This is a genomic window from Streptomyces sp. SID12501 (assembly GCF_010550245.1).
In the GTDB taxonomy this organism is placed as follows: domain Bacteria; phylum Actinomycetota; class Actinomycetes; order Streptomycetales; family Streptomycetaceae; genus Streptomyces.
This window is the reverse complement of record NZ_JAAGLU010000024.1, coordinates 65528-91014: the sequence shown is the minus strand read 5'-3', so window position 1 is coordinate 91014 and position 25487 is coordinate 65528. Positions and strand designations below refer to the sequence as shown.

General features: G+C 70.4%; 19 protein-coding genes. 4 read left to right on the top strand and 15 right to left on the bottom strand.

Translation table 11 applies throughout. The features are described 5' to 3' along the window. Nucleotides 1-27 precede the first annotated feature (27 nt). The 4 genes from G3I71_RS27390 to G3I71_RS27375 form a co-directional block, all read right to left on the bottom strand. Nucleotides 28-786: an NUDIX domain-containing protein gene (locus G3I71_RS27390; RefSeq protein WP_164318378.1), complete on the bottom strand. Its 759-nt coding sequence runs from the start codon at nt 784-786 to the stop codon at nt 28-30. Nucleotides 787-916: 130 nt separating this feature from the next. After that, nucleotides 917-2833 carry a glycogen debranching N-terminal domain-containing protein gene (locus G3I71_RS27385; protein ID WP_343243096.1) on the bottom strand — a complete coding sequence of 639 codons (1917 nt, stop codon included), beginning with the start codon at nt 2831-2833 and terminating at the stop codon, nt 917-919. 815 nt (nt 2834-3648) lie between these two features. Next, on the bottom strand, nt 3649-5235 hold the full coding sequence (locus tag G3I71_RS27380) for a DUF4192 domain-containing protein (protein WP_164318376.1): 1587 nt from the start codon (nt 5233-5235) through the stop codon (nt 3649-3651). Nucleotides 5236-5883: 648 nt separating this feature from the next. Then, a complete protein-coding gene (locus tag G3I71_RS27375; RefSeq protein ID WP_164318374.1) occupies nt 5884-8043 on the bottom strand; it encodes a RecQ family ATP-dependent DNA helicase in 2160 nt (719 codons plus the stop codon). Nucleotides 8044-8533: 490 nt separating this feature from the next. Here G3I71_RS27375 and G3I71_RS27370 point away from each other — a divergent pair, with 490 nt between their 5' ends. Beyond that, nucleotides 8534-9175, top strand: a complete 642-nt coding sequence (locus G3I71_RS27370) for a hypothetical protein (RefSeq protein ID WP_164318372.1) — start codon at nt 8534-8536, stop codon at nt 9173-9175. A 378-nt stretch (nt 9176-9553) separates the two neighbouring features. On the opposite strand, the gene G3I71_RS27365 is transcribed toward G3I71_RS27370, so the two are convergent. The 3 genes from G3I71_RS27365 to G3I71_RS27355 form a co-directional block, all read right to left on the bottom strand. After that, nucleotides 9554-10240: a hypothetical protein gene (locus G3I71_RS27365; RefSeq protein ID WP_164318370.1), complete on the bottom strand. Its 687-nt coding sequence runs from the start codon at nt 10238-10240 to the stop codon at nt 9554-9556. A 68-nt stretch (nt 10241-10308) separates the two neighbouring features. Continuing rightward, complete coding sequence (locus G3I71_RS27360) at nt 10309-11010, bottom strand: ribonuclease HII (protein WP_164318368.1); 702 nt, start codon at nt 11008-11010, stop codon at nt 10309-10311. A gap of 105 nt (nt 11011-11115) precedes the next feature. Further along, nucleotides 11116-11739 (bottom strand): TetR/AcrR family transcriptional regulator, encoded by a 624-nt coding sequence (locus G3I71_RS27355; protein WP_164318366.1) that lies wholly within the window; start codon nt 11737-11739, stop codon nt 11116-11118. A 226-nt stretch (nt 11740-11965) separates the two neighbouring features. On the opposite strand from G3I71_RS27355, the gene G3I71_RS27350 reads away from it, so the two are divergent. Continuing rightward, nucleotides 11966-13522, top strand: coding sequence for a DHA2 family efflux MFS transporter permease subunit (locus G3I71_RS27350; RefSeq protein ID WP_164318364.1), 1557 nt, complete (start codon nt 11966-11968; stop codon nt 13520-13522). Between the two features lie 199 nt (nt 13523-13721). Here G3I71_RS27350 and G3I71_RS27345 read toward each other — a convergent pair whose 3' ends face one another. The 3 genes from G3I71_RS27345 to G3I71_RS27335 all read right to left on the bottom strand — a co-directional run bounded on the left by G3I71_RS27345 (nt 13722) and on the right by G3I71_RS27335 (nt 16058). Further along, entirely contained in the window at nt 13722-14651 is a 930-nt protein-coding gene (locus G3I71_RS27345) for an ADP-ribosylglycohydrolase family protein (RefSeq protein WP_164318362.1), read from the bottom strand. Nucleotides 14652-14663: 12 nt separating this feature from the next. Continuing rightward, complete coding sequence (locus tag G3I71_RS27340) at nt 14664-15323, bottom strand: histidine phosphatase family protein (protein ID WP_164318360.1); 660 nt, start codon at nt 15321-15323, stop codon at nt 14664-14666. 129 nt (nt 15324-15452) lie between these two features. Further along, complete coding sequence (locus tag G3I71_RS27335) at nt 15453-16058, bottom strand: YdbC family protein (RefSeq protein WP_164318358.1); 606 nt, start codon at nt 16056-16058, stop codon at nt 15453-15455. A 154-nt stretch (nt 16059-16212) separates the two neighbouring features. Here G3I71_RS27335 and G3I71_RS27330 point away from each other — a divergent pair, with 154 nt between their 5' ends. Next, entirely contained in the window at nt 16213-16746 is a 534-nt protein-coding gene (locus G3I71_RS27330) for a TerD family protein (protein ID WP_164318356.1), read from the top strand. 114 nt (nt 16747-16860) lie between these two features. Here G3I71_RS27330 and G3I71_RS27325 read toward each other — a convergent pair whose 3' ends face one another. The 3 genes from G3I71_RS27325 to nrdR form a co-directional block, all read right to left on the bottom strand. Continuing rightward, a complete protein-coding gene (locus tag G3I71_RS27325) occupies nt 16861-17430 on the bottom strand; it encodes a hypothetical protein (RefSeq protein WP_239149387.1) in 570 nt (189 codons plus the stop codon). Nucleotides 17431-17535: 105 nt separating this feature from the next. Continuing rightward, complete coding sequence (locus tag G3I71_RS27320) at nt 17536-20439, bottom strand: vitamin B12-dependent ribonucleotide reductase (RefSeq protein ID WP_164318354.1); 2904 nt, start codon at nt 20437-20439, stop codon at nt 17536-17538. A gap of 167 nt (nt 20440-20606) precedes the next feature. Continuing rightward, nucleotides 20607-21158, bottom strand: a complete 552-nt coding sequence (gene nrdR, locus G3I71_RS27315) for a transcriptional regulator NrdR (protein WP_164318352.1) — start codon at nt 21156-21158, stop codon at nt 20607-20609. Nucleotides 21159-21701: 543 nt separating this feature from the next. Here nrdR and lexA point away from each other — a divergent pair. Then, nucleotides 21702-22481, top strand: a complete 780-nt coding sequence (lexA, locus tag G3I71_RS27310; RefSeq protein ID WP_164318350.1) for a transcriptional repressor LexA — start codon at nt 21702-21704, stop codon at nt 22479-22481. Between the two features lie 146 nt (nt 22482-22627). On the opposite strand, the gene G3I71_RS27305 is transcribed toward lexA, so the two are convergent. Together G3I71_RS27305 and G3I71_RS27300 are read right to left on the bottom strand one after the other, a co-directional pair. Continuing rightward, nucleotides 22628-24640 carry an ATP-dependent DNA helicase gene (locus G3I71_RS27305; RefSeq protein ID WP_164318348.1) on the bottom strand — a complete coding sequence of 671 codons (2013 nt, stop codon included), beginning with the start codon at nt 24638-24640 and terminating at the stop codon, nt 22628-22630. An 84-nt stretch (nt 24641-24724) separates the two neighbouring features. Then, nucleotides 24725-25486: a GNAT family N-acetyltransferase gene (locus G3I71_RS27300; RefSeq protein WP_164318346.1), complete on the bottom strand. Its 762-nt coding sequence runs from the start codon at nt 25484-25486 to the stop codon at nt 24725-24727. Nucleotide 25487: the final 1 nt, after the last annotated feature.

Here is a 25487-nt window from a genome sequence, read left to right as displayed (position 1 = left end):
GCAGGCGTTGCCCAACCTGGTTCGGTGTCAGACCTCGGGGCGCAGCATCGGAGGGTTGAGCAGGGTGGCGCCGCCGGCTCGGAAGAGCTGGGCCGGACGACCGCCCTGCCGGGTGGTCGTACCTCCGGTGGGGACGAGGAAGCCCGGGGTGCCCGTGACCTTGCGGTGGAAGTTGCGCGGGTCGAGGGCGACGCCCCACACCGCCTCGTACACACGGCGCAACTCGCCGACGGTGAACTCGGTCGGGCAGAACGCCGTGGCCAGCGACGAGTACTCGATCTTGGAGCGGGCGCGCTCCACCCCGTCCGACAGGATCTGGGCGTGGTCGAAGGCGAGTGGTGCCGCCTGTTCGCCGTCTCGGCCGTAGCCACCCTGCTGCAGCAGTTCCTCGACGGGCGCCCAGCGGGCACTGTTGGCGTCACCGCCCGCCCTGGGAGCGGGCAGGTCGGGGGCGAGCGCGAGATGGGCGACACTCACCACCCGCATCCGGGGATCACGCTTGGGGTCACCGTATGTCGCGAGCTGTTCCAGGTGAGCGCCGTTGTCCTGAGCAGGGGCGTCCGGGTCGTGGGCGCGCAGGCCGGTCTCCTCGGCCAGTTCACGCGCTGCGGCCTGTGACAGATCCTCGTCGGCCCGTACGAAGCCGCCCGGGAGCGCCCAACGCCCCTGAAAGGGCGACTCACCCCTGCGTACCGCCAGCGCGCACAGGGCGTGACGACGCACGGTCAGCACGACCAGATCCACGGTGACGGCGAAGGGCGGGAAGGCTGACGGGTCGTAGGACATGCCGCGATCATAGTCGTCTGCCTGACGATAAACACTCTCTCCCAGGCCGCACACACGACTGGCCCACGGTGGTCGGGCACCGGTCTCACAGACCGCTTCAGGTCGTCCGTCCGAGACATGTCGTACGAGGTCACGCTCCCAGTTGGAGTCCCGCGGCAGCCTCCTCGACCATGGCGACGCCGAGACGGCCGACCCGTACGGAAAAGGGGGCGCCCGCGATCCGCAGCCCCGTCAGGCCGATCTCGCCGAGCGGCACGCTGCGTACCGGACGGAGCATGACCGTGCCCGCCGGGGCGTCCGGACGGATACCGGCAAGGGTCGCGAGGAGCAGCACCCCGGAGGCGGCAGCGGTGGCCGACGGCCGACAGGCCGCCGGGTGGGGCAACGGGGCTCCTCCTTCCGCACGCTGCTCCCCCGCGTACATCTCGGGCAGCCGGTACTCGAAGGCCTCGGCCGCCGCCAGGAGGCCGCGCAGCAGCGAACTCGCCTCCTTCTCGTACCCGGCGGTGGCAAGGCCCGCGACGGCCACCGCGGTCTCCTGGACCCGCACGGCGCCGCTCCGGTGGCCGAACGGGTTGTACCCCGCCTCCTTGACACCCAGGCCGCGCAATCCCCAGCCGGAGTCCATGGCCGGACCGCCGAACAGCCGGGCGAGTTGTCCGGTCTGCACCTTGTCGAGCAGGCCGGGGGCCGGCTCGCCCGCGCCCAGCAGGCCTGTGTCGAGAAGATGAGCGGCGATCGCACCGAAGTGCGGCACGTTGCGCCCGTCCGGCGTACGGGCGGCCGCCGGTCTGCCGCCGCCCCGGTCCTCGACCCAGAAGTCCTCCCTGAACGCGGTACGCAACTCCTGAGCCCACTGCCGCAGCCCGGCACCGCCCGGCCGGCCGTACGCGTCGAGGAGATCGGCGCCGAGGAGGGCGGCGCGGTGTGCGTGGGCCTGCGTCTCGCAGCGCAGCGGGCCGCCCGGTTGTGGATCGGGCAGGTAGGTTCCGTCGCCCACGGTCGCGCGCAGCCAGGTCAGACAGCGCTCAGCGGTCGGGAGCAGTTCCTCGGTCACCTGTTCCGGGAGCCCCCAGCGGCGGGCCTCGGCGAGGAGCACGGGGAAGAGCAGGGTGGCCTCCGTGCCCGTACAGCCCGGCGGCAGGTGGGGGCCCGCGTCCCGGAGCGGCCCGGGGAGCATGCCGGTTCTCGGACCCGGCCCCGGGAGCTGGGTGCGGGCGAGGGTTCGCAGCGTGCCCGCCGCGAGCACGGTTCCGAGGGGAAGCGTCATCCGGGCGGCGGCAAGAGCATCGGCCGGGGCCATGCCGCAGCGCCACGGCGCGCCTGCCGCGAGGTGGGTGTCGGAGGGATGCGCGGAGTCACGAAGGAGCAGGGCCTGGAGGTCTTCGATGCTCGTCCGCAGGAGTGCCTCCGCGCGTGGATCGTCACCGGCGGCCCGTGCTGGGGCGAGGGGGCTCGTAGGCACGTGACCGACGGCTCGGACCGGTCCCGCGCCGTCCTGCCGTATACGCAACTCCAGGGTCATGGAACCGCCCGGCGGAAGTTCGAGCTCCCAGCGCAGCAGGCCGGCGGAGGCCAGCGCGTCGGCGGGTGGCGGGTCTGCGGTGACGGCGGCGCTGCCGGTGGCGCAGGACCAGCGCAGGCCGGAGGCGTGAACGCTGGCGGGCAGTTCGGGACCCGCGGTGCCGGAGGCGATCATGCCCAGGTCCGCCAGGTCGGTACCGAGTGATACCTCGACCGGCAGACGAAGCGGGCGCGGCGCCGAGCTGTGCAGGGTGATCCGCTCCGTGCCGTCCGCGTGGCGGATGCGCTCGACGACGACGTCCGGGTCCGGCCCGCCGTCGGGAGAGACGCGCAACGTCCCCACGAAACGAGCACGGTCGGCGGCTGTCATCCGGGCCTGCACCGCTAGCGGTTCACGGCCGGCCACGCGGACCTGGCACCGGGCGAGAACGCGCCTGCCCCCGCGGTAGAAGCCCTCCAGTCCCCGGCCGGTGAGCTGCCCCTGGTCCGTGGAGATCGCGAGCCCGGGGAGGGCGACGCAGATCAGAGTGGTGTGGGTCGGGGGCAGCTGAGCGGGACGGCGGGCGGTGGAGGGTGGGCCAAGCGACGGCCGAGGAGAGGCAGGCGGCGCGAGCGATGGCGGCGTTCCCCTTGCCGGGGGCGCGGGAGGGCGCCCGGTGCCCGGAAAACGAGGCTCCGAGCCTCGAGGGTCCCCTGCGTTCCCGGGGACTCCGCCACCTCCCCGCAAGGGCGGTGTGGGTGTGCCTGCGGCACGACGGTCGTCGTCGGCGGCCGAGGGCGGGGTCGGCGGATACATGGGCGACTTCTTCTGCGCTCTGGGCGCCGAGGGCGCGCTCGGCGCCCGGTAGGGGGCTTCGGCAGGACAGGGGTGATGCGGCGGCTCGGCCTGTCCAAGGATTCCGCCACTCAGGTGAACGGACCAGGGCTTCCCCGAGTCACGCCTCCGGCGGGACAAGCCGACCGAATGGCGGTGAGGCGGAGCATACGTCCGGCTGGTGCCGGGACGACTGCACCGGCCGTCCGCTGTGGTCGGGAGCGTGAGGTGTCCGTGAGCTGTCCTGGCGCCGGTCGGTTGTACGTGGGACGCACTGCCGTTGCTCAATCGCCGGTCGCTAGTTCCGACGCTGCCGAACCGTCCGCCGACCGGCACGCGGTCGCCCGGACGCCGGTCAGTCGTCCCGGCACTGCCGAGGCGCTCCTCAGGCCCCCCACCGCCGCTCGGTCGTCGGTCGCCTCCCCCGCTGCCGTTCGGTCGCCCGTCGGCTGTCGCGCCCTCGCCGATCCGTCCGGCTGTCATGCGACCGCCACCGGGGTGCCCGTGAACTGCCCCACCCCAGTTCACGCTTCGCGCCCCTTCGTCCGGTGGCGGCGAGGCGCGGCCTCCCCGGTGCCCGGGCTGCGCCGGCGCACGACGGGCTTGTCCACGGGCTGTGGGCGGTTTCCACCCGTCCTCCTGGCGCGGGGGCGTGTGTCGCCGTCATCTGCCGGGCCTACCCGACGTCGACGCCTCGTGGCCGACTCCAGCGCCCGGGTGGCGCCGGTGATCGACGTCGAGCAGGACGGGGGACTCGCGACGTCGCCGAGGGAGGTCGTGCGTCCGGCGTCGTCGATCCAGCCGTCACTCTCGAACCCCTCCACGCAGTCGGCATCGCTCGCTCCCCCGAACCCCTCCGCCCCCTCGAACCTTTCCGTGGCCGCGAACCCCTCCGGATCCTCACCCCAGCCGATGCCCCCGTCCTCGTCGGCGTCGCCGGCCCCGATCCGCGCGGTGTCCGGCGTGGTTCCGGGCGGCCCGGCAGCCACGCGAGGCCGGTCGCCGCGCTCCGCGCGCAGACAGCGCCGGATCGACTCCGGGTCCAGGCCCTCGTTGCAGGCCTGGTGCAGCAGGCGGGCGAACAGGTAACCGGGGTCCGCGCCGAGTGCCATGGCCAGGGCTTCCCGGGCCTCGAGTTCATCGCCGGTCGACCAGGCGACCCAGCCGGCGAGCGTCAGAGGAGCTGCGGCGTGCTCGCGGTACGGCCCGACACAGCGGCGGGCGAGGGCCCGCCAGAGGCGCAGCGCCGGTGCCGCCTCGTCGCCCTCCATCCACTCCGCCGCGCGATCTCGGGTCGTACGATCCTGCAGGCCCAGAATCAGCGTGGCGGCCTCGTCGTGTGCGAGCAGTTCGTCGTCGTGAAGGTCTGCCAGAAGCGTGCCGGAGGTGGCGGGTGTGCCGGCGAATCGGCTCGTGACGCGGCGTGCCTGTCGCAGGGTCTCCTCGGCCACGTCCGCGCGGCTCGCGTCGTCGAGCATCCGCGGGACCAGGCGGGCATTCGCGGTGTCGAGCGCGTGTTCCTGGTCCAGCGCGGCAGCGGTCTCCCAGGCGTGGAACCTGGCCCGCAACTCACGCAGTGTGCCTCGCACTTGCAGACCGGCGTAGGTCGCGGCGGCAGCCAGCACCGAGGTGCCGGGCAGGCCCATGGGCACGCCGTCGTCCGGACAGCACTCGGGCGTCACGCAGCAGTAGGACCAGAAGCGGTTGTCGGCGATGCACAGGGCCTCGACCACGGGTACGTCGAGACGGCCGCATTCGGTGCGCAGCAACTGGGCGAGCGGGCGCAGACGTTCCTTCACCTGATGCCGTGCTTCGCCCTCCCTCGGTTCCTGGCAGAGGTACACCACCATGCTCTCGGGCCGTGCGCCTCTGCGCTCGCTTCCGGTCACCAGACCGTGTGTCAGCTGCTGCGCCACGGCAGGCCAGTCGTCCGGGTTCGCGGGAATTCCGAGCCGGGCGCGGCCTCCGAACCGGCCGCGCCCGTCCCGGTCGTGCAGCGCGACCAGGACGATGCTGTCCTCGGGGTGGTAGCCGAGCAAATACGGCAGGGCGTCGGCCAGTTCGGCCGGGGTACGCAGGGTGACCTGATGCGTTTCGCTGTGATTCGTCATGCGTTGACGATCTCGTGGTTTCCGGGATCCCGCTTGGGCCTGTGGATAACCTCAACCAGGGACACGTCAAGGGCAGAGCCGGACTCACACGCCACCCGGTACACCCGCGGAGCGGCGTGACACCGCCTCGAATCGGCACCCGCCGAGACTGCTCGCTTTCGCCACGGTGATCCTCGCCTTCGGACGCCGCTGTCCCGAGCGTTGAACGCCACAATGATGCCGGCCTTGTGGAGCATCGGTCTCGGGTCTCGACGCCTCGGCGAGCAACCAGATGCGCATCGCGCAACTCGCCGCCATCCGTCTCGGCGCGACCGTGCTGTTCCTGATCGCCCCGGACACACTGAGCGCTCCGCTTTTGTCCTCGCCCCCACGCTGGTCGGCGCGGTGGCCTGAGGCTTCGTCGGCGCCCACCTCGCCCGGCGTCTCCCCGCGCGGCTGCTGCGGGACGTCATTCCGACCACCGCCGCGATCATGGCCGCCATGCACTTCCTTCGTGGCTGGCCACGAAGGAAGCCTCATTCCTCAGCCCCCGCCGTCGGAGCTGAAACTGACCGACCTGACCGAACCGCCCACCTGCCGCCGTACCGGCGACATGCACGCGCACGTGCCGCCGTCCCGATGCTCTCCAGCCCCCTCAGCGAGGCTCCTTCACCCGGCCACGGCAAGGGTGAGTGGAAGGACCGCGGCGGCTCCGGTCCGGCGCAGGAGGCGTGCGCCCACGGCCAGGGTCCAGCCGGAGTCGGTGTAGTCGTCGACGAGCAGAACCGGGCCGGGAGTGGCGGCCAGGGCTGCGGCGAGTTCGTCGGGCACCGCGAACGAGGCGGCCAGGGCGCGCAGCCGCTGGGCGGAGTTGCTGCGGTGCGCCGCGTACTCGTCGGCCTGCTCGGTGTAGGCCAGGCTGCCCAGCAGGGGAAGCCTGCCGACCCGGGCCAGTCCCGCGGCCAGCGAGGCGACCAGCTGCGGGCGGGTGCGGGAGGGCATGGCGACGATCCCCACCGGCCGCGCCGCCGCGTCAGGACCGCCGCCGGCCCAGCCGCCCGGCGAGCGGGCCCAGTCGGTCACCACCGTCACGACGGCGGCCAGCACGTCGTCCGGGACCGTCCCGTCCACAGCCTGCGCCGACAGCAGCGGACGCAGGCGGTTGCCCCAGCCGATGTCCGACAGCCTGCCCAGCGCCCGTCCGGTGGCCGCCTGCTGGCCTACGGGGATACGGCCCTTGAGGTCGACCCCGACCGCCGGCATGCCCGAGGGCCACATCCGGCGCGGCTCGACCTCGACCCCGGGGCGGTCCAGTTCGCCCGCGGCGCCCGTCAGAGCGCCGGGCGACACGGAGGGATCGAGCCAGGGCCCGGCGCAGGAGTCGCAGCGGCCGCACGGGACCGCCTTCTCGTCGTCGAGCTGCCGCTGGAGGAACTCCATCCGGCACCCGGTGGTCGCCACGTAGTCCCTCATGGCCTGCTGCTCGGTGGCGCGCTGTTTGGCGACCCAGGCGTAGCGCTCGGTGTCGTACGCCCATGGCCGGCCCGTTGCCGCCCAGCCCCCCTTCACGCGCTTGACCGCCCCGTCCACGTCCAGGACCTTCAGCATCGTCTCCAGCCGGGAGCGCCGAAGATCCACCAACGGCTCCAGCGCCGGCAGCGACAGCGGACGTCCCGCATCCTCCAGAACGGCCAGCGTGCGTCGTACCTGTTCCTCGGGAGGGAAGCCCACCGAAGCGAAGTACGCCCAGATCGCCTCGTCCTCCCGCCCCGGCAGCAGCAGCACATCCGCATGATCCACACCGCGGCCGGCACGCCCCACCTGCTGGTAGTAGGCGATCGGGGACGAGGGCGACCCCAGGTGCACCACGAACCCCAGGTCCGGCTTGTCGAAGCCCATCCCCAGCGCCGAGGTCGCCACCAGCGCCTTCACCCGGTTCGCCAGCAGGTCCTCCTCCGCCTGCAGCCGGTCGGCGTTCTCCGTCTTCCCCGTGTACGAGGACACCGGATACCCGCGCTGCCGCAGGAACGCCGCGACCTCCTCCGCCGCCGCCACCGTCAGCGTGTAGATGATCCCCGAACCCGGCAGATCACCCAGCCGCTCCCCCAGCCACGCCAGCCGATGCGCCGCGTCCGGCAGCTCCAGCACGCCCAGCCGCAGGCTCTCCCGGTCCAGCGGCCCCCGCAGCACCAGAGCGTCCCCGCCCCCCGTGCCCAGTTGCTCGGCCACGTCCGCCGTCACCCGCGCGTTCGCGGTCGCCGTCGTGGCCAGCACCGGCACCCCCGCCGGCAACTCCGCGAGCATGGTGCGCAACCGGCGGTAGTCGGGGCGGAAATCGTGTCCCCAGTCGGAGATGCAGTGCGCCTCGTCGACCACCAGCAGGCCGGTGGTGGCCGCGAGCCTGGGCAACACCTGGTCACGGAAATCGACGGAGTTGAGGCGCTCCGGACTCACGAGGAGAACGTCGGTCTCGCCGCGCTCGACCTCCCCGTAGATGGTGTCCCACTCCTCCGGGTTGGCCGAGTTGATCGTGCGCGCCTGAATGCCGGCCCGTGCCGCCGACTCGACCTGGTTACGCATCAGCGCCAGCAGCGGCGAGATGATCACCGTAGGGCCGGAGCCACGCCTGCGCAGCAGAGCCGTGGCGACGAAGTACACCGCCGACTTGCCCCAGCCGGTGCGCTGTACCACCAGGGCACGCCGGCGCTCCTCCACCAGGGCCGCCACCGCCTGCCACTGATCCTCCCGCAACCGCGCCGAACCCCCAGGGGCACCGACCAGCTCGGCGAGGATGGCGTCGGCTTCGTCACGTAGCTCCTGGTTGCTCATGCCCCCATGCAACCCCACGCCACTGACAACGGCCCAATCCTCGGCCGTGACGACGTGCGTACGGCTCCCCCCAGCCGCTCGGACAGCGGGCCGGTCCTCCTTTCGGACGACTTCACGGTGACCGGGTGGACCCTGGCGGCGGCGACCCAGGGACGATGACGGACCGGTGCGCAGGGGGCATCGCCACTGGTCCTCGCCCTGCGTCGTCGATGACGAGAACGTGAACCAAACCGAACAAGCGGACTAACGGAACGTTCCCGGCCACCCCAGCCATCTACAAATGACACACCTGGCAGGGATATAATCCACAGATCACCAGAAGCCGGTCGGTGGCCCCATTTGCTCGTTGCCGCAACCCAGTTCGACAGCGAGAATTGGAGTCCGCTCCCCGCACGGCGTGTCCGTGGTCCGGCAGGGCTCCGCCGCGGTGTGCGCTCCCCCAAGTCCGATCTCCCGCCCGTAGTGTGGGCGCGTAGCCGAAGGGAGGACCGTGACCTTCGGATTCACTCCGTCCCCCGCGGCATCCATGTCGACGTCTGCCGACCTGTCCGCCGCTTCCACCAACTCAGCAGCCCGCATGCTCGAACCCGCGGAGTGGGCCGCAGCCGGGATTCCCCTGCTGCGCAATCCCCGCGAGGTCGTCAGCGGACTGCACGCGCGACACCTCCCCGGGCCCGCTACCGCGATCGTGGCAGTCCTCGATCCGGACGAGCGGCTGCGGGCGAGCGCCTCGTTCACCCGCCGCTCGGCTCCGGCCGACGGCTGGATGTTCCGCAACTCCCTGCTCGCGCAGCTGCGTCGGGTCATCCCCCACGACCTTCGTCGCCGTACTCCGGTGCGCACCGCCGTCCTGCTCTACTGCCGTGACGGCGACGCGCGCTGGACGGAGGAGGACGGTGCGTGGATGTGGGGTCTGCGTGACGCCTGCACCCTGCACGGTCTGCGCTGCGGCGCGTACATCACGCTGACCCGCGACGGCTGGCAGGTGCTCGGCGAAGGGCGCGGCGGGCGGCGCCCTAACGCGGACTCACCCCCGGAGCCCTTCGCCATGTCCGAGGCACCACCCCTGCTGCCGATGCCCCGCACCGGAGGCACCGCCTCGGACATCCTGCGCCGCGCGGCAGCCCGCTGACACAGACGCCCAGCGGCCGACGCACCTCAGCCGTACAGAGAACGGCCACCGCGGACAACGACGTCCGCCGGTAGGACGTACACCGGCGAGAAGCCCGTCCATGGGCAACACGAGTCGCCCGGACGGTATCCAGTACGCACAACGACGGGGGCACGCGCACGCGTACCCCCGTCGCCCATGACGATGCGCCCTCATGATTCCGTTTCCCGCCGCCCGGGCCAGGGCACGGCAGGCGACCGTACGGCGGCCGCCGACATCCCGGCGCGTCCGCGTCGGGGAACGTCGGATCGCCCGCCGTACGGTCGCCGATTCAGCGGCCCTGCGTCGGCCGGTCCGGTGTCGCCGGACCGGTCGACCCGGAACGGTTCACGAAGCTGCTCAGACCCCCGCGCCCAGCGCCGAGTTGATCTGCTCCGAGTCGCCGCAGCAGATCAGCAGGGCACCGGCCCGGCCGAGGGCCAGGGGAAGGGCCGCGGCGGTCGTCGTTTCGGCGCCGCCGTTGACGGCGACCACGACCACGGGACGGGAAGCGGCACGGCTCAGAGCGGCTGCGTCGGCGTAGAAGACGTCGTCGCCCGCGTCGTGCTGCGCCCAGTACGGGCCCTCACCGAAGGACAGCTCGTGCGCGGCCCACGGGTGCGGATCGCCGGTGGTGATCACCAGCACCTCGCCAGGGGCCCGACCCGACTCCAGGAGCAGGTCGACGGCTTCCTCGGCAGCGTCCAGCGCACCCTCGGCCGAGGCCGGGATCAGCTGGACCTTCGGGGCCGCCGGGGCCTCGGAGGCAGGCGCGGAAGGGGTGGAAGGGACAGGGGCGGCCGGAGCCGCGGACGGCCCGGGCTTGACCGCAGGAGCGGTCGAAGCCACGGCCGCCGGCGCGTCGTGCGGTGCACGCTGGGCCGGTGCGGTGGGCCGGAAGGGACCCGGACGGCCGGGACGCGGCGAAGCCGCGGGGCGCGGGCCGGGTACGGGACGGGGGGTCGGCGCGCTGTGGCCACTGGCCGGAGCGACACGGGGACCCTGGGCACTCTCGTGAATCTGAGGCTCCTCGGGAATGAGAGGCATGACTTGATATTTATCAAACGCCGGTGCGACTCGCGTCAGCGGGTGGCACATGAGTGCGAACGGAACTGTCAGAAGTCGAAGCCGAGCTGGCCCTCGATCTCCGGAGCGTTCCCGTTCGCCCAACTGCGGGCCTTCTTGAGGTGCCGCCACTGGGGCAGCGCATCAAGATACGCCCACGACAGCCGGTGGTAGGGAGTGGGACCCCGCTCCTCCAGCGCGGCCTTGTGCACGGGCGACGGATACCCTGCATTGGCCGCAAACCCGAAGTCTGCATGGTCGGTACCCAGTTCGGCCATCATTTTGTCGCGTTGAACCTTGGCGATCACGGACGCCGCCGCGACCGCCACGCACGACTGGTCACCCTTGATCACCGTACGGACCTGCCACGGCGACCCCAGGTAGTCGTGCTTCCCGTCGAGGATGACCGCGTCGGGGCGGACCGGCAAGGCCTCGAGAGCGCGCTCCGCGGCGAGCCGCAGTGCTGCCGTCATCCCAAGGTCGTCGATCTCCTCCGGCGAGGCGTGCCCCAACGCGTACGACGTGACCCATTCCCGCAGTACTTCCGCGAGTTGGGTACGCCGCTTGACCGCGATGAGCTTGGAGTCGGTGAGTCCCTCGGGGGGCTGCCGGAGACCGGTGACCGCCGCGCAGACGGTGACGGGGCCGGCCCACGCGCCCCGCCCTACCTCGTCGACGCCGGCGATGACCTTCGCTCCGGTCGTGGCGCGCAAAGAGCGCTCGACGGTGTGGGTGGGTGCTTCGTACGGCATGGCGGTCTCAGCCTACGCCGCCCGGAACCCCACACGACACCCCGGCTCCCCCAAGCCACTTGAGGCTCACCGCGGAGCACACCCGGGCGGCCTTCGGGGCGGACCTCAGACGCGGCCCGCCCGCAGCAGCGGAACCATCAACTGGTCGATCATCTCCTCGATGTCCCGCTCCTCCCATTCACTCCCGCACATCTTGGAGCGATACATCATCATCGCCGGAATGGCGTCGAGGACATAGCCGTTGGCAGCGTCGGGACGCGTCTCCCCCCGCCTGATTCCTCGGTCGAGGATCTCCCGGAGGAGCTCTACTGTCGGCTCGACGAGCCCTCCGAAGATCACGCTCTGGAAGCGCTCCGCCTGCGGGTTGTCGCATTCGTGAATCACCGAGCGCAGGGCGAATCCGGAGCGCGAGAACAGCGCCTCACGCACCTGCCGGCACAGTTCGAGAAGGTCGTCCCGGACGTTCCCGAGGTCGGGCGCCCGGTCGAAGCGCGGCAACCCGGCCTGGAGCGCGTCCGCGACGAGGTCCTCCTTGGAGGGCCAGCGGCGGTAGACCGCGGCCTTGCCGGTCTGAGCGCCGGCGGCGACACCCTCCATCGTGAGTCCGTTCCAGCCGACCGTACTGAGCTGCTCCAGCGCGGCATCGAGGATCGCGCGTTCGAGCACGGCGCCGCGCCGGCGGGGGGAGGCCGCCCGGGCGGGGGCAGCCGTCCAGCGCGAAGTAACCATCTGAGTGTCTCCAGCGGGCAGGAGGGAGCGGAGGGTGCAAGCATTTATGAGGATTGTCGGTATTGAGGTGATCGCCGACGAGGTGAATCGCCGAGATTACCCGGGCAACCGGTGAACGACACGGCGGCGACTTCAGTGAACGCTTGCGTTCACTGTCGGGGACTCACTACCGTTCGACGCGACAGTGAACGCAAGCGTTCACTAGTGCTCTTATGGGGGACCCATAGTGACTACCTCTTCGTTGATGAAAGACCAGAAACCAGGTGCGGCCCGCCGGGAGGGGCATCCCGGCATAGCGCTCACCGTCATCGCGGCCTGCCAGCTCATGGTGGTACTCGACGCGACGATTGTGAACATCGCGCTGCCGCACATTCAAGGCGCTCTCAAGTTCAGCACGACCGACCTCACCTGGGTGGTCAGCGCCTACACGCTCACCTTCGGCGGCCTGCTGCTCCTCGGCGGCAGGGCCGGTGACATCCTCGGCCGCCGCCGGGTCTTCATGACCGGCATCCTGGTGTTCATCGCCGCCTCCTTGCTGGGCGGACTCGCCCAGGAACCCTGGCAGTTGCTGGCCGCGCGGGCGCTGCAGGGCGTGGGCGGCGCGATCGCCTCGCCCACCTCGCTGGCGCTCATCACCACCACGTTCCCCGAAGGCCCCGAGCGCAACCGGGCGTTCGGGGTCTTCGCCGCCGTCTCGGCCGGCGGCGGCGCCGTCGGTCTGCTCGCCGGCGGCATGCTCACGGAGTGGCTCGACTGGCGCTGGGTGCTCTTCGTCAACGTACCGATCGGTCTGCTGATCGCCGTGCTCACGCCGATCTACATCGGCGAGTCCGAACGCCACCCGGGCCGCTTCGACATCCTGGGCGCGCTGACCTCGACGCTGGGCATGGCGTCCCTCGTCTACGGCTTCATCCGCGCGGCGGAGAAGGGCTGGCGGGACAGCCTGACCCTCGCGTCCTTCGCCACGGCGGTGGTCCTGCTGGTCGCCTTCGCCTTTGTGGAGATGCGCGCCAAGGAACCGATCACCCCGCTGAGGATGTTCGCCGACCGCAACCGCTCGGGCACGTACGTGATCATGCTGAGCCTGGCCGCCGCGATGTTCGGCATGTTCTTCTTCATCGTCCTCTTCGTGCAGAACGTCCTGCTGTACACGCCGATCGAGGCGGGCCTCGCCTTCCTGCCGGTGACCTTCGCGATCGCCACGGGCGCGGGCCTGTCGCAGCGGTTCCTGCCGGTCCTGGGGCCCAAACCGTTCATGGTGGCCGGCTCGGCACTGGCCACGCTCGGCCTCGCCTGGCAGGCCTTCATCACCCCTGACAGCTCGTACGTCGGCGGGGTGCTCGGCCCGATGCTGGTGTTCGGGTTCGGCATGGGCCTGAACTTCGTGACGCTGACCCTGACGGCGGTCTCCGGGGTCGCCGCGCACGAGGCGGGCGCCGCGTCCGGGCTGCTCAACGTCACGCAGCAGGTCGGCGGTTCGCTCGGCCTCTCCATCCTGACGACGGTGTTCGGCTCCTCGAGCCGTGACGAGGCGGCGAAACAGGTGCCCGAGTTCCTCGCCCAGGCCACGGCGGAGCAGAAGGCGGAGTTTACCAAGACCGGGCAACTCCCCGCCCCCTGGAGCCACGAGGTACTCGCCCACGGAATCTCCACGGCGTTCATCCCCGCCGCCGCGATGGCAGTTTTGGCCCTCGCCACCGCCTGGTTCGTCATCCGCGTCCGCAAGAGCGACCTGGAGGCCCTGGCAGGCACGGCGAGCACCACGGGCCCGGCCGGCGGCTGATCTCCCGGCAGCGGGCCCGCAGGGGCACTGCCGAAGGGGTCACGCCGGGCGCCGTACGTCGCCCGGGGCACCGGAGCGGCGTCCGGCGTCCGGTGATTGAGGAACCGCGCGAGGAGGGCGTCCGGCGCCCATCCCCCAGCAACCCGAGTCGACAGCGTTCAAGGCGCACCGCGCCGCACGGTGCGGTGCGCCGCACACGCTAGGACCGCGCGGGCGCCCACTCCGGCAACGCTTCCGTCCGCTCCAGCCACGCCGACGGCGGCACCCCCGCCTTGCCCGCGGCGAGTACGCCACCCACGATGGCGCAGTTGGTGTCCACGTCGCCGCCCACCTGGGCCGTCGCCCAGAACGCGTCCTCGTAGTCACCGAGGGCGCGCGCGGCGGACCAGAGCGCGAACGGCACAGTGTCGTGCGCCGACGTACGCCGGCCACAGCCCAGTACGGCCGCGACCGTGCCCGCGTCGGCGTAGTCGAGCATGTCCCGGGCACGCCGCAGCCCGGCGGAGACGGCGCTCCTCGGAACGAGCGCGATGACACCGTCGAGGAGCGCACCGGGGCTCGGCGGGCCGCCCGGGGCTCCCACCAGGGCTGCGGCCGCGGCGACGGCCATGGCGCCGACCACGGCCTCGCGGTGCTGGTGCGTGGGGTAGGCCGAGATCTCGGCCTGATGGGTGGCCTGCTCCGGATCGTCCACGTACCAGGCGCCCAGGGGAGCGATCCGCATGGCCGCGCCGTTGCCCCAGGACCCCTGGCCGTTGAACAGGGCGGACGCCAGCTCGCGCCAGTCGCCGCCCTCCCGGACCAGCCGCAGGAGCCGGTTCACCGCGGGACCGTACCCGCGGTCGAAGTCGTGGTGCCGCGCGAAGGAAAGGGCCAGTGCGTCCTGGTCGATGCGTTGGTGGGCGGCCAGCACGGCCACCACGGAGCACGCCATCTCCGTGTCGTCGGTCCACTGCCAGGGGCCGGGCGGCAGCTCGCGGAGCCCCAGCAGCGAATGGTTCACGGGCACGAAGAACTGCGACCCGAGCGCGTCCCCCACCGCAAGCCCGCGCAGGCTGGCCAGGGCGCGCTCCAGGCGCTCGTGAGGTGAGGCCTGAGCAGAGGATTGAGGAGAGGAATCAACGGTCATCGCCCTGCCACTCTATCCGGTGATTCCATACGATTCCGGATCACGCCAGCGCTCGAACGGCCGGTCAAGGGTGTACCTGCCGTCGCTTCCGAGAACGAGCATCCGCATCTCCGCGTTCCCCGGATTCGACAGCGACTCGAACTCCGCGACCGTCCAGTGGAACCAGCGCATGCAGAACAGCCGCATGGCCAGCCCGTGGGTCACCAGCAGCACGTTGGGCGGATGGTCGGGCGCCTCGAAGCTGCGGTAGAGGCTCTCCAGGAAGCCGCCGACCCTGTCGTACACGTCGGCGCCGGACTCCCCCTGGGCGAAGCGGTAGAAGAAGTGCCCGTACGCGTCCCGGTACGCCTTCTGCAGCTGTACGTCGTCCCGGTCCTGCCAGTTGCCCCAGTCCTGCTCGCGCAGCCGGGGCTCCTCGCGTACGCGCATGAGGTCGGAGTTCAGGCCGAACGCGCGCAGGGTCTCGTGCGTACGGCGATAGGGGGAGACATAGACGCTCACCTGCTCCTGCCCGAACACCTCGCGCAGCCGCTTGCCGGTCTCCTCCGCCTGTCGCCAGCCGCGTTCGGTGAGGGCGAGGGCATGATCCGGCTCGCGCTCATAGACGGTGTCATCGGCATTGCCCATTGACTCGCCGTGCCGGACAAGGACGATGCGCCGTGGTCTTACCATGCCAAAACCCTAGATCGGGTCGGCGCCGACCGGGCACTCACACGGCCTCTATACGGCGTATGTCACACATGTCGTGCGCCCTGGAGCACACGAGGCGGAACACAAGGTCCGGAACCCAGGGTCCGGACCTCAGACTATCCAGCTGGGTTCCAGTTCGACGATGTCTCCGGCGAGTGCCGCGACGTCCGCCTCCAGCTGGGCCCGCAGTGCCAGCCGCTCCACACGTTCGGCCCGGTACTTGCCGTGCTCGGCGGCCGAGCGCCACATCGACAGGATCAGGAACTCGTGCCCCGGCGCCTCGCCGAACAACCCCCGCAGCATGCCGGGCGAACCCGCCATCGCGGGGTTCCAGACCTTCTCCTGCATCAGCGCGAAGTGCTCGGCGCGCTCCTCGTGGACGCGGCAGTGCGCCACCCGTACCACGTCGGAGTCCGTGAAGCGCGGCTCGAAGCCGGTCTTCACGTCGAAACGGTGGTCGAACAGCTTGACCTGCTGATCCTTGAAGGTGCCCGACTGCGTGGTGGCGAGCCGGTCATGGGACCGGGCCATGAAGGAGTCGTAGAAGGCGCGGCTCTCCCAGAAGGCGAAGACGTGTGCCACGCCGGGACGCCCCCGGCTCCAGCCCCCGCCCTGCCCCCGGAATCCCGGCTCCCCCAGAAGTCCCGCCCACTTTCGCTGCCCGCGTTCGAAACCGCGGCGGTCCACCACGGTGCAGCGAATCCACTTGACCAGCACCGCGCCATCGTAAGGCCCCGCGGCGTGGCGCCGGTCACGCTCGGGCGCAGTACGACCGCGCGAGCGCCCCCGCGCGCGTGACACGATGGACAACCAGCTGTGATGTACGGGCAGTTGGAGCGACAGCACACGGCGAACGGGGAAGGAAAGTCTGGTGAAGGCCCTCAACAAGGGGATCCGCAAGGCCGAAGTCTCACTGAAGTGGGATCCGAGTCCAACGGGTCAGCCGCCAACCGATCTCGACATCGTTGCCGCCACCTACCCGGCGACCGATCCGTACGGCGATCCCGCCTATGTGGTGCACTTCGACAGCCGCTCTCCGGACGGCACGATCACCCTCAACCGGGACAGCAAGGACGGCAAGGGCTTCGGCTGGGACGAGGTCATGACGCTGGAGTTCGACCGGCTGGGCGCCCAGTACGCGCGCGTGGTGGTCGGCGTCATCATCCAGCAGCGCTCCACGCACCGGACGTTCGTCAGCGTCCGGGGGCCGGGCCTGCGCATTCGCGAGGGCTACACCGTCCTGGCCGAGGACGACTTCGGCGGTGTTCTGGGGTCTACGGCGGCCACGGTCGCGGAGTTCGTCCGCGACGAGGCCGGGTCGTGGGACTTCCACTCCGGCGTCCAGGGCTTCGAGGACGACCCCTCGACGTTCAGCAGGGAGATGGGCCGCACACGTCAGACCTGATCCCTCCCGAAGGGGAGGGCAGGTAGGGGGTGATGATCGTGAGGGTGGCGGCCAGGGCATCGAGCACGGCCTCCGTTTGAGGGACCGTGCTCGGCGGGCCGTCCCCTCCCGGTGTCAGCAGTCCGCGGTCCACCAGCAGGTAGAACACGCGCAGTGTGCGCATGGTGTTGGGGGCCCAGGGGGAACCGGGGGCTCCGGCTCTCCCATCCGGAACGCCGCCGAGACGGCGTCCAGCCGTCCCACCGACCAGTCGGCCCCGAGACCGGGCCGGCACAGGACCCGAGCCGGCCCACGGGCGTTCCGGTCGTCCTCCCGGGCGTCGAAGACATGCCCGGGGTCGTACACGGGCAGATCGGTCTCACCGGGACGCCACCCGGCGAACGCCTCCCACCACTCCTGCCGCCAGTCCCCCGCGTCGGCGATCCGGGCCACGACAAGGGACGCGAACGCGCGCGCCTGAGTGCCGGGATCGTCGAACAGCCCGGCCGTACGCTCCCCGAGCCACCGCCGTTCCGCCGCGTCGAGGCCGGGTATCCAGCGGACGGCCGTGCCATACGCGCGCTCGTCACGCACCACGGGATCCGGGGAACGGAGACCCGCGACCGGCGCGTCGAGAGCGGCGGCCCGGGCAGCCCCCGAGAGTTCACCGATGTCTCCGTCGTGCTGCCACGACGGGTCGTCCATGGACGGAGATTGCGCGACCACCGGCACGACGAAGGAGGGGCACCGGCACATGGCCGGCGCCCCTCCTCCCTCACTCGCTCAACGGTCAGAGACCGTCCGTCGAGGTCAGCTGCAACCGCTGGTCGACCCGCATCCCTCGCAGATGTAGCAGGACCCGGCCCGCTGCATCTTCGTACCGCAGGAGAAGCACAGCGGGGCGTCCGCCTGGATGCCCAACTGCATCTCCACCAGTTCGGCGCTGGTGTGGACCTGCGCCAGCGCGGGCTCCGGCGTCGGAGCGACGGCGATCTTCGGGGCCGCGACGGCCTTCAGTTCCTGCGTGCGGGGCGCCGACTGGGCGAGGCCCTCGAACTCGATGCCGACCTCTTCGTCGGTCGGCTCGTAGGACCCCGTCTCCAGGTGACGCTGGCGCTCGTCGGCGGAGTGGATGCCGAGGGCGGAACGCGTTTCGAAGGGGAGGAAGTCCAGTGCGAGGCGACGGAAGATGTAGTCGACGATCGACTGGGCCATGCGGACATCGGGGTCGTCCGTCATACCGGCCGGCTCGAAGCGCATGTTCGTGAACTTCGAGACGTACGTCTCCAGGGGCACGCCGTACTGCAGACCCACCGAGATGGCGATCGAGAAGGCGTCCATCATGCCCGCGAGGGTGGAACCCTGCTTGGACATCTTCAGGAAGACCTCGCCGAGACCGTCGTCCGGGTAGGAGTTGGCGGTCATGTAGCCCTCGGCGCCGCCGACCGTGAACGACGTGGTGATGCCGGGGCGGCCCTTGGGGAGGCGCTTGCGGACCGGGCGGTACTCGACGACCTTCTCGACGGCCTCACGGATCGTCGCCTCGGTCTTCGCGGTCACCGCGGTCTTCTCGTTCTCCTTCTTCTTGACGGAGAGCGGCTGGCCGACCTTGCAGTTGTCACGGTAGATCGCGAGCGCCTTGACGCCCATCTTCCAGGCCTCGAAGTAGATCTCCTCGACCTCCTCGACGGTCGCCGTCTCCGGCATGTTGACCGTCTTGGACAGGGCGCCGGAGATCCAGGGCTGGATCGCGGCCATCATGCGGACGTGGCCCATCGCGGAGATGGTCCGCTCGCCCATGGCGCAGTCGAACACCTCGTAGTGCTCGTGCTTGAGGCTCGGGGCGTCGATCACATGGCCGTGCTCGGCGATGTGGGCGACGATCGCCTCGATCTGCTCCTCCTGGTAGCCCAGGCGGCGCAGGGCCTGCGGGACGGTGCCGTTGACGATCTGCATCGAGCCGCCGCCGACGAGCTTCTTGAACTTGACCAGCGCGAGGTCGGGCTCAAGACCCGTGGTGTCGCAGGACATCGCGAGACCGATGGTGCCGGTCGGGGCGATGACGGACGCCTGCGCGTTGCGGAAGCCGTTCTTCTCGCCGATGCGGACGACGTCCTGCCAGGCCTCCGTGGCGGCGGCCCAGATCGGGGTGTCCAGGTCGTCGATACGGACGGCCTTGCCGTTCTCGTCGGCGTGCTGCTTCATGACCCGCAGGTGCGGCTGCTCGTTGCGGGCGTAGCCGTCGTACGGGCCGACGACCGCGGCGAGTTCGGCGGAGCGGCGGTACGACGTACCGGTCATCAGGGAGGTGATGGCACCGGCCAGGGCGCGGCCGCCCACGGAGTCGTACGCGTGACCGGTCGCCATCAGCAGGGCGCCGAGGTTGGCGTAGCCGATGCCGAGCTGGCGGAACGCGCGCGTGTTCTCGCCGATCTTCTCGGTCGGGAAGTCGGCGAAGCAGATGGAGATGTCCATCGCGGTGATGACGAGCTCGACGACCTTCGCGAAGCGGTCGATCTCGAAGGACTGGCGGCCCTTGCCGTCGTCCTTCAGGAACTTCATCAGGTTCAGCGAGGCGAGGTTGCAGGACGTGTTGTCCAGGTGCATGTACTCGCTGCACGGGTTCGAGCCGTTGATACGGCCGGACTCCGGGCACGTGTGCCACTGGTTGATCGTGTCGTCGTACTGGATGCCCGGGTCGGCGCAGGCCCAGGCCGCCTCGGCCAGCTTACGGAAGAGCGTCTTGGCGTCGACCTCCTCGATGACCTCGCCGGTCATCCGGGAGGTGAGCCCGAACTTGCCGCCGGTCTCGACCGCCTTCATGAACGTGTCGTTCACGCGGACCGAGTTGTTGGCGTTCTGGTACTGGACGGACGTGATGTCGTCGCCGCCCAGGTCCATGTCGAAGCCCGCGTCGCGCAGGGCGCGGATCTTCTCCTCTTCCTTCACCTTGGTCTCGATGAAGTTCTCGATGTCGGGGTGGTCGACGTCGAGGATGACCATCTTGGCCGCGCGGCGGGTGGCGCCGCCCGACTTGATGGTTCCCGCCGACGCGTCCGCGCCGCGCATGAAGGAGACCGGACCCGAGGCGTTGCCGCCGGAGGAGAGCAGTTCCTTGGAGGAGCGGATCCGGGAGAGGTTCAGGCCTGCGCCCGAGCCGCCCTTGAAGATCATGCCCTCTTCCTTGTACCAGTCGAGGATCGACTCCATGGAGTCGTCGACGGACAGGATGAAGCAGGCCGAGACCTGCTGGGGCTGCGGGGTCCCGACGTTGAACCAGACGGGGCTGTTGAAGCTGAAGATCTGGTGCAGGAGGGCGTACGCCAGCTCGTGCTCGAAGATCTCGGCGTCGGCCGGGGAGGCGAAGTACTTGTAGTCCTCGCCGGCCTTCGTGTACGTCTTCACGATGCGGTCGATGAGCTGCCTGAGGCTCACCTCGCGCTGCGGCGTGCCGACAGCGCCGCGGAAGTACTTGCTGGTGACGATGTTGACCGCGTTCACCGACCAGAAGTCGGGGAACTCGACGCCACGCTGCTCGAAGTTGATCGAGCCGTCGCGCCAGTTGGTCATGACGACGTCACGGCTCGCCCACTCGACCTCGTCGTACGGGTGCACGCCGGGGGTGGTGTGGATCCGCTCGATGCGCAGTCCCCTGACCGCCTTCGTCCCCTTGGCGCGGGAACTCCGTGCCGGACCGCTCGCCGTCTCTGTCATGCCGCCTCCCAGTATCGGGCAAAACGCCCAGAAGTGTCACGTTGTTCCCATGACACGATGTGATTTCTTGCGCTGCGGGCAGCCTCTTGATGCCGTCCGCAGCAGGTCTTTGGATCGCCGCCGGCCGGGGCCGGGTCCGAACGCGCGGTCCGGGTCCGGCCCGCCGGTCAGTCGGCGGCGTTGGCGGGCACGGGGACCTGAGCAGTCCCCTCGGACCCGCGATCATGCTGCCGGCGCCCCACGTCCGGGTCTTCGTCGTCCACGGCGGGGCCGCGCGGCGCTTCCCTGAGCTCCGCGATGGCAGCCTCGAAGTCGTCCAGCGAGTCGAACGCCCGGTAGACGGACGCGAATCGCAGGTAGGCGACGAGGTCGAGTTCCTGCAAGGGACCGAGTATGGCCAGCCCCACGTCGTGGGTGGTCAGCTCGGCGCTTCCGGTGGCGCGCACCGCTTCCTCGACCCGCTGGCCGAGTTGGGCGAGAGCGTCCTCGGTGACAGGCCGCCCCTGACATGCCTTGCGCACGCCGTTGATGACCTTCGTACGACTGAACGGTTCGGTGACTCCGGACCGCTTGACCACCATGAGCGAGCACGTCTCGACGGTCGTGAACCGGCGGGAGCAGTCAGGACACTGGCGGCGCCTGCGGATCGACGTGCCGTCGTCGGTCGTACGACTGTCGACCACGCGGCTGTCGGGGTGCCTGCAGAAGGGGCAGTGCATGTTCTCCAACCCTCCCTCACAGCAGACTCAATAGCCTCGCAAGGGCCCTTGAACCCCTCGAAGCAGCCCCCAGCATAGGTGATGCCCGAGGGACCGAAGACCCGGGGGACCACAACTTCTGGGCTACAGCCGCAATCCAACCACTAGATGTGGGGATTGGCCCGTACATCCATCGCCTAGCGCGTGTCGCACCAGTATTGGCATGTGCCGTAGGGCCATACCGCCACGGGAGACCGGATCCGGCCCGGCCGTATCGCTCGGAACCGTGCGGAGATACGGTGAGGAACGCGCACCGCGAAGGTCGATTCCCGGCTCGCGGGGTTCCGGGTGGCAGACTTCGGACACCGGCCCACGAGGTCGCCGCCCCGGCGGTGAAGGGTACAACAAAGAGCCCTTTTGTCCGCCCGGCACGGCGGGAGTCATACACCCAGACATCTGATCGTGGCAGGCCATCGGCAATTTTTCACTCGAACGTGTGTTTGGCGCAACCTTTCGAAAGCAACTACCGTTGCACTGCACGGGAGACCATCGAGAGGGGCCGACGTGACCACCACCGCAGACAGTGCCACCATCACTGCCCAGGACCGCTCCCAGAGCCGACTCGAGCCGGTGCATGCGATGAACGAAGCCACGAATCCTGAGGGACCCAAGCGGTCCCTACCTGGACGACCTCCAGGAATCCGAGCGGACAGCTCGGGACTCACCGACCGGCAACGGCGCGTGATCGAGGTCATCAGGGACTCCGTGCAACGACGCGGTTACCCGCCGTCGATGCGCGAGATCGGGCAGGCAGTCGGCCTCTCGAGTACTTCATCGGTCGCACATCAGCTCATGGCTCTGGAGCGCAAGGGATTCCTGCGCCGCGATCCGCATCGCCCGCGCGCCTATGAAGTACGCGGTTCCGACCAAGGGGCTTCCGTGCAGCCCACGGACACCGCGGGCAAGCCCGCCGCGTCGTACGTCCCCCTTGTGGGCCGTATCGCCGCCGGCGGACCCATCCTCGCCGAGGAATCGGTCGAGGACGTGTTCCCCCTCCCCCGCCAACTGGTGGGTGACGGAGAGCTCTTCGTCCTGAAGGTCGTCGGTGACTCGATGACCGAGGCCGCGATCGTCGACGGCGACTGGGTCACGGTGCGCCGCCAGCCGGTCGCCGAGAACGGCGACATCGTGGCCGCGATGCTGGACGGCGAAGCCACCGTCAAGCGCTTCAAGCGCGAGGACGGCCACGTCTGGCTCCTCCCGCACAACTCCGCGTACCAGCCGATCCCCGGTGACGAGGCGACGATCCTCGGCAAGGTGGTGGCGGTTCTCCGCCGCGTGTGAGAGCTGCGGGAGGCGGGGCCTTACGGCCCCGTCCCCTGACCGGGCCCCGGAACCCCTGCGCCGGTTCCGGGGCCCTGCGTTGTCCCGTGTACAGGTGCGCCGACGTGCCGGCCACCGACTTCGGTCGGTGGCCGGCACGTCGGTGTCTACGCCTCTTCCGCCTGCTCGGCCTCCTCGACCGCCGGAGCTTCCTCCGTCTGCTTTGCCGTCGCGTCGATCGCGGCCAGCGAGCGCCGGACCACGTTGGGGTCCGTGGTGTACCAGAAGTCCGGCAGGGACGCCTTCAGATAGCTCCCGTAGCGAGCGGTGGCGAGCCGCTGGTCCAGGATGGCGACCACGCCGCGGTCGCCCGTCGCCCGTACGAGGCGGCCGGCGCCCTGGGCCATGAGAAGCGCCGCATGGGTGGCGGCGACGGCCATGAAGCCGTTGCCCCCGGCATCCTCGACGGCCTTCTGGCGGGCGCTCATCAGCGGGTCGTCCGGGCGCGGGAACGGGATCTTGTCCATGACGACCAGCTGACAGCTGGCGCCCGGGACGTCGACGCCCTGCCAGAGCGACAACGTGCCGAACAGACAGGTCTGCGGGTCGGCCGCGAAGTTCTTGATCAGCTCGCCGAGCGTCTCCTCGCCCTGAAGGAGGATCGGGAACTCGGGGATGCGGGACCGTAGTTCCTCCGCGGCGAGCTGGGCCGCCCGCATCGAGGAGAACAGGCCGAGGGTGCGGCCCCCCGCCGCCTGGATCAGCTCCGTGAGTTCGTCGAGCATGTCGCCGCGGTCGCCGTCACGCGCGGGGCGCGCAAGGTGCTTTGCGACGTACAGGATGCCCTGCTTCGGGTAGTCGAAGGGTGAGCCGACGTCGACGCCCTTCCACTGCGGGAGGTCGTCGCCCGCCGTACCCTCCGGGGCCAGGCCCAGGGAGGCCCCGACACCGTTGAAGTCGCCGCCCAGTTTGAGCGTCGCCGAGGTCAGGACCACGGAACGGTCCGTGAAGAGCTTCTCCCTGAGGAGGCCCGACACCGACATCGGGGCGACGCGCAGGGAGGCTCCGAAGCGGTCGTGCCGCTCGTACCAGACGACGTCCCACTCGGAGCCGTTCGCGATCCGCTCCGCGACGTCGTGCACGGACTCCACCGAGGCCAGGGCCTGCTTGCGAACCGCGTCCTCGTCCTGGACGGACTTGTCGCGGGTCGCGCCGATCCCGGAGATCACCTGTCGGGCGGCGTCCCTCAGCGCCATCAGCGCGTACCCGAGGTCTTCCGGAACCTCTTCCAGGCGGCCCGGCAGGGCCAGTTCCATCACCCGCTCGAAGCCCTCGGCCGCGGTCTGGAGCTGGTCGGCGGCCTTCTCGTTCACCAGCTTCGCCGCACGGCGCACGGCACGGTTGACCTGGCCGGGAGTGAGCTCACCTGTGGCCACTCCGGTGACCCGCGAGACCAGTTCGTGCGCCTCGTCGACGATCAGGACCTCGTGCTGCGGGAGGACGGGCGCGCCCTCGATGGCGTCGATCGCGAGCAGCGCGTGGTTCGTGACGATGACCTCGGCGAGTTTGGCGCGCTCGCGGGCCATCTCGGCGAAGCACTCGGCTCCGTACGCGCACTTCGTGGCGCCCAGGCACTCGCGGGAGGAGACGGAGACCTGCGCCCAGGCCCGGTCGGAGACACCGGGGGTGAGGCCGTCGCGGTCGCCGGTCTCGGTCCCGTCCGACCATTCGCGCAGGCGGAGCAGGTCCTGGCCCAGCTTGCTGGTGGGCGCAGCCGACTCGAACTGGTCGAAGAGGCCATCGTCCTCGTCCTGCGGCACGCCCTCGTGGAGGCGGTGCAGGCACAGGTAGTTCGATCTGCCCTTGAGCATCGCGAACTCGGGGCGGCGGCGCAGCACCGGGTGCAGTGCGTCGACCGTACGCGGCAGGTCGCGTTCCACGAGCTGGCGCTGGAGCGCGAGGGTCGCGGTCGCGACCACGACCCGCTCCCCGTGCGCGAGCGCGGGTACGAGGTAGCCGAGCGACTTTCCGGTGCCGGTGCCTGCCTGGACCAGCAGATGGGAACCGTCGTCGATCGCCGCCGCGACGGCTTCGGCCATGGTCACCTGGCCGGGGCGCTCCGTACCGCCGACGGCGGTGACGGCAGCATGCAGGAGTTCGGGGAGTGAGGGCTTCGTCATAGCGCGACCACCCTACGGGGCGGCACTGACAATCGGGTGATCAAGGCAGGAGCGCACGGTGGGACCAGGAGTGGCGCAGGGGGTCTACAGCGCATCGCGCAGGCCCCGGTCCCGGATCATGAGTGCGGCCCGCTTGGCGGGCAGGTCGACCTCGGCACCGAACCGGAAGCCGGCGCTCAGGAAGGCCGACACGGAGGGTGTGTTGCGCAGGTCGGGTTCCGCGACGACGCGCGCACAGCGGGGACGGTGGTCGAGCACGAGGTCGGCGACCGCTCTGAGCAGGATGCTGCCCAGTCCGCGCCCGCGATCGGCGACACCGCCGAGCAGGAGGTGCAGTCCGGTGTCGTGAGGAAGGGCGGGATAGTGCCGGGCCAGTGGGTCGAGGTCGGCGCGGTAGATCTCCCAGTAGCTCATCGGGGTGCCCTCCAGCACGCCGAGACAGGGGACGCTGCGTCCGTCTCCGTCGAGCTGGGACCGCAGATGCGCTTCGGTCACGCACTCGGTTCCGGCGAGCTCCCAGAAGGTGGCGACGGTGGGGTCGTTCATCCAGCGCCCGATGAGAGGCACATCGCGCTCGATCTGTACGGGGAGGAGGTGGAACGAGCCTGCGGGCGTGAGGCTCGGCCCCCAGTCCCCGATGCTGTCGAGGAGATCGCCGTCGGGCGCCGGGGGGACGGTGTCCGCTGCCTTGCCCTGGTCGGCGTACTTCGCGAGGAACTCGTCGGGCAGACGCAGCTCCAGCGTGTCCTCGCTGTCGCCGCCGGTGCGGAAGCCGACGTCGCTCTCGGGGGTCGAGGCGGTTCGGATGTCGCTACGGGCGTCGGTGCGCGCGTCGATGGGAGGCACG

Excerpts from the sequence above, each read along its gene's own strand:
- G3I71_RS27355 (WP_164318366.1), bottom strand. The coding sequence starts at position 11,739 with ATGGTTACTTCGCGCTGGACGGCTGCCCCCGCCCGGGCGGCCTCCCCC.
- G3I71_RS27325 (WP_239149387.1), bottom strand. The coding sequence starts at position 17,430 with ATGGACGACCCGTCGTGGCAGCACGACGGAGACATCGGTGAACTCTCG.
- G3I71_RS27360 (WP_164318368.1), bottom strand. The coding sequence starts at position 11,010 with ATGCCGTACGAAGCACCCACCCACACCGTCGAGCGCTCTTTGCGCGCC.
- G3I71_RS27305 (WP_164318348.1), bottom strand. The coding sequence starts at position 24,640 with ATGACGAAGCCCTCACTCCCCGAACTCCTGCATGCTGCCGTCACCGCC.
- G3I71_RS27375 (WP_164318374.1), bottom strand. The coding sequence starts at position 8,043 with ATGAGCAACCAGGAGCTACGTGACGAAGCCGACGCCATCCTCGCCGAG.
- G3I71_RS27345 (WP_164318362.1), bottom strand. The coding sequence starts at position 14,651 with ATGACCGTTGATTCCTCTCCTCAATCCTCTGCTCAGGCCTCACCTCAC.
- G3I71_RS27320 (WP_164318354.1), bottom strand. The coding sequence starts at position 20,439 with ATGACAGAGACGGCGAGCGGTCCGGCACGGAGTTCCCGCGCCAAGGGG.
- G3I71_RS27340 (WP_164318360.1), bottom strand. The coding sequence starts at position 15,323 with ATGGTAAGACCACGGCGCATCGTCCTTGTCCGGCACGGCGAGTCAATG.
- G3I71_RS27380 (WP_164318376.1), bottom strand. The coding sequence starts at position 5,235 with ATGACGAATCACAGCGAAACGCATCAGGTCACCCTGCGTACCCCGGCC.
- G3I71_RS27390 (WP_164318378.1), bottom strand. The coding sequence starts at position 786 with ATGTCCTACGACCCGTCAGCCTTCCCGCCCTTCGCCGTCACCGTGGAT.
- G3I71_RS27365 (WP_164318370.1), bottom strand. The coding sequence starts at position 10,240 with ATGCCTCTCATTCCCGAGGAGCCTCAGATTCACGAGAGTGCCCAGGGT.
- nrdR (WP_164318352.1), bottom strand. The coding sequence starts at position 21,158 with ATGCACTGCCCCTTCTGCAGGCACCCCGACAGCCGCGTGGTCGACAGT.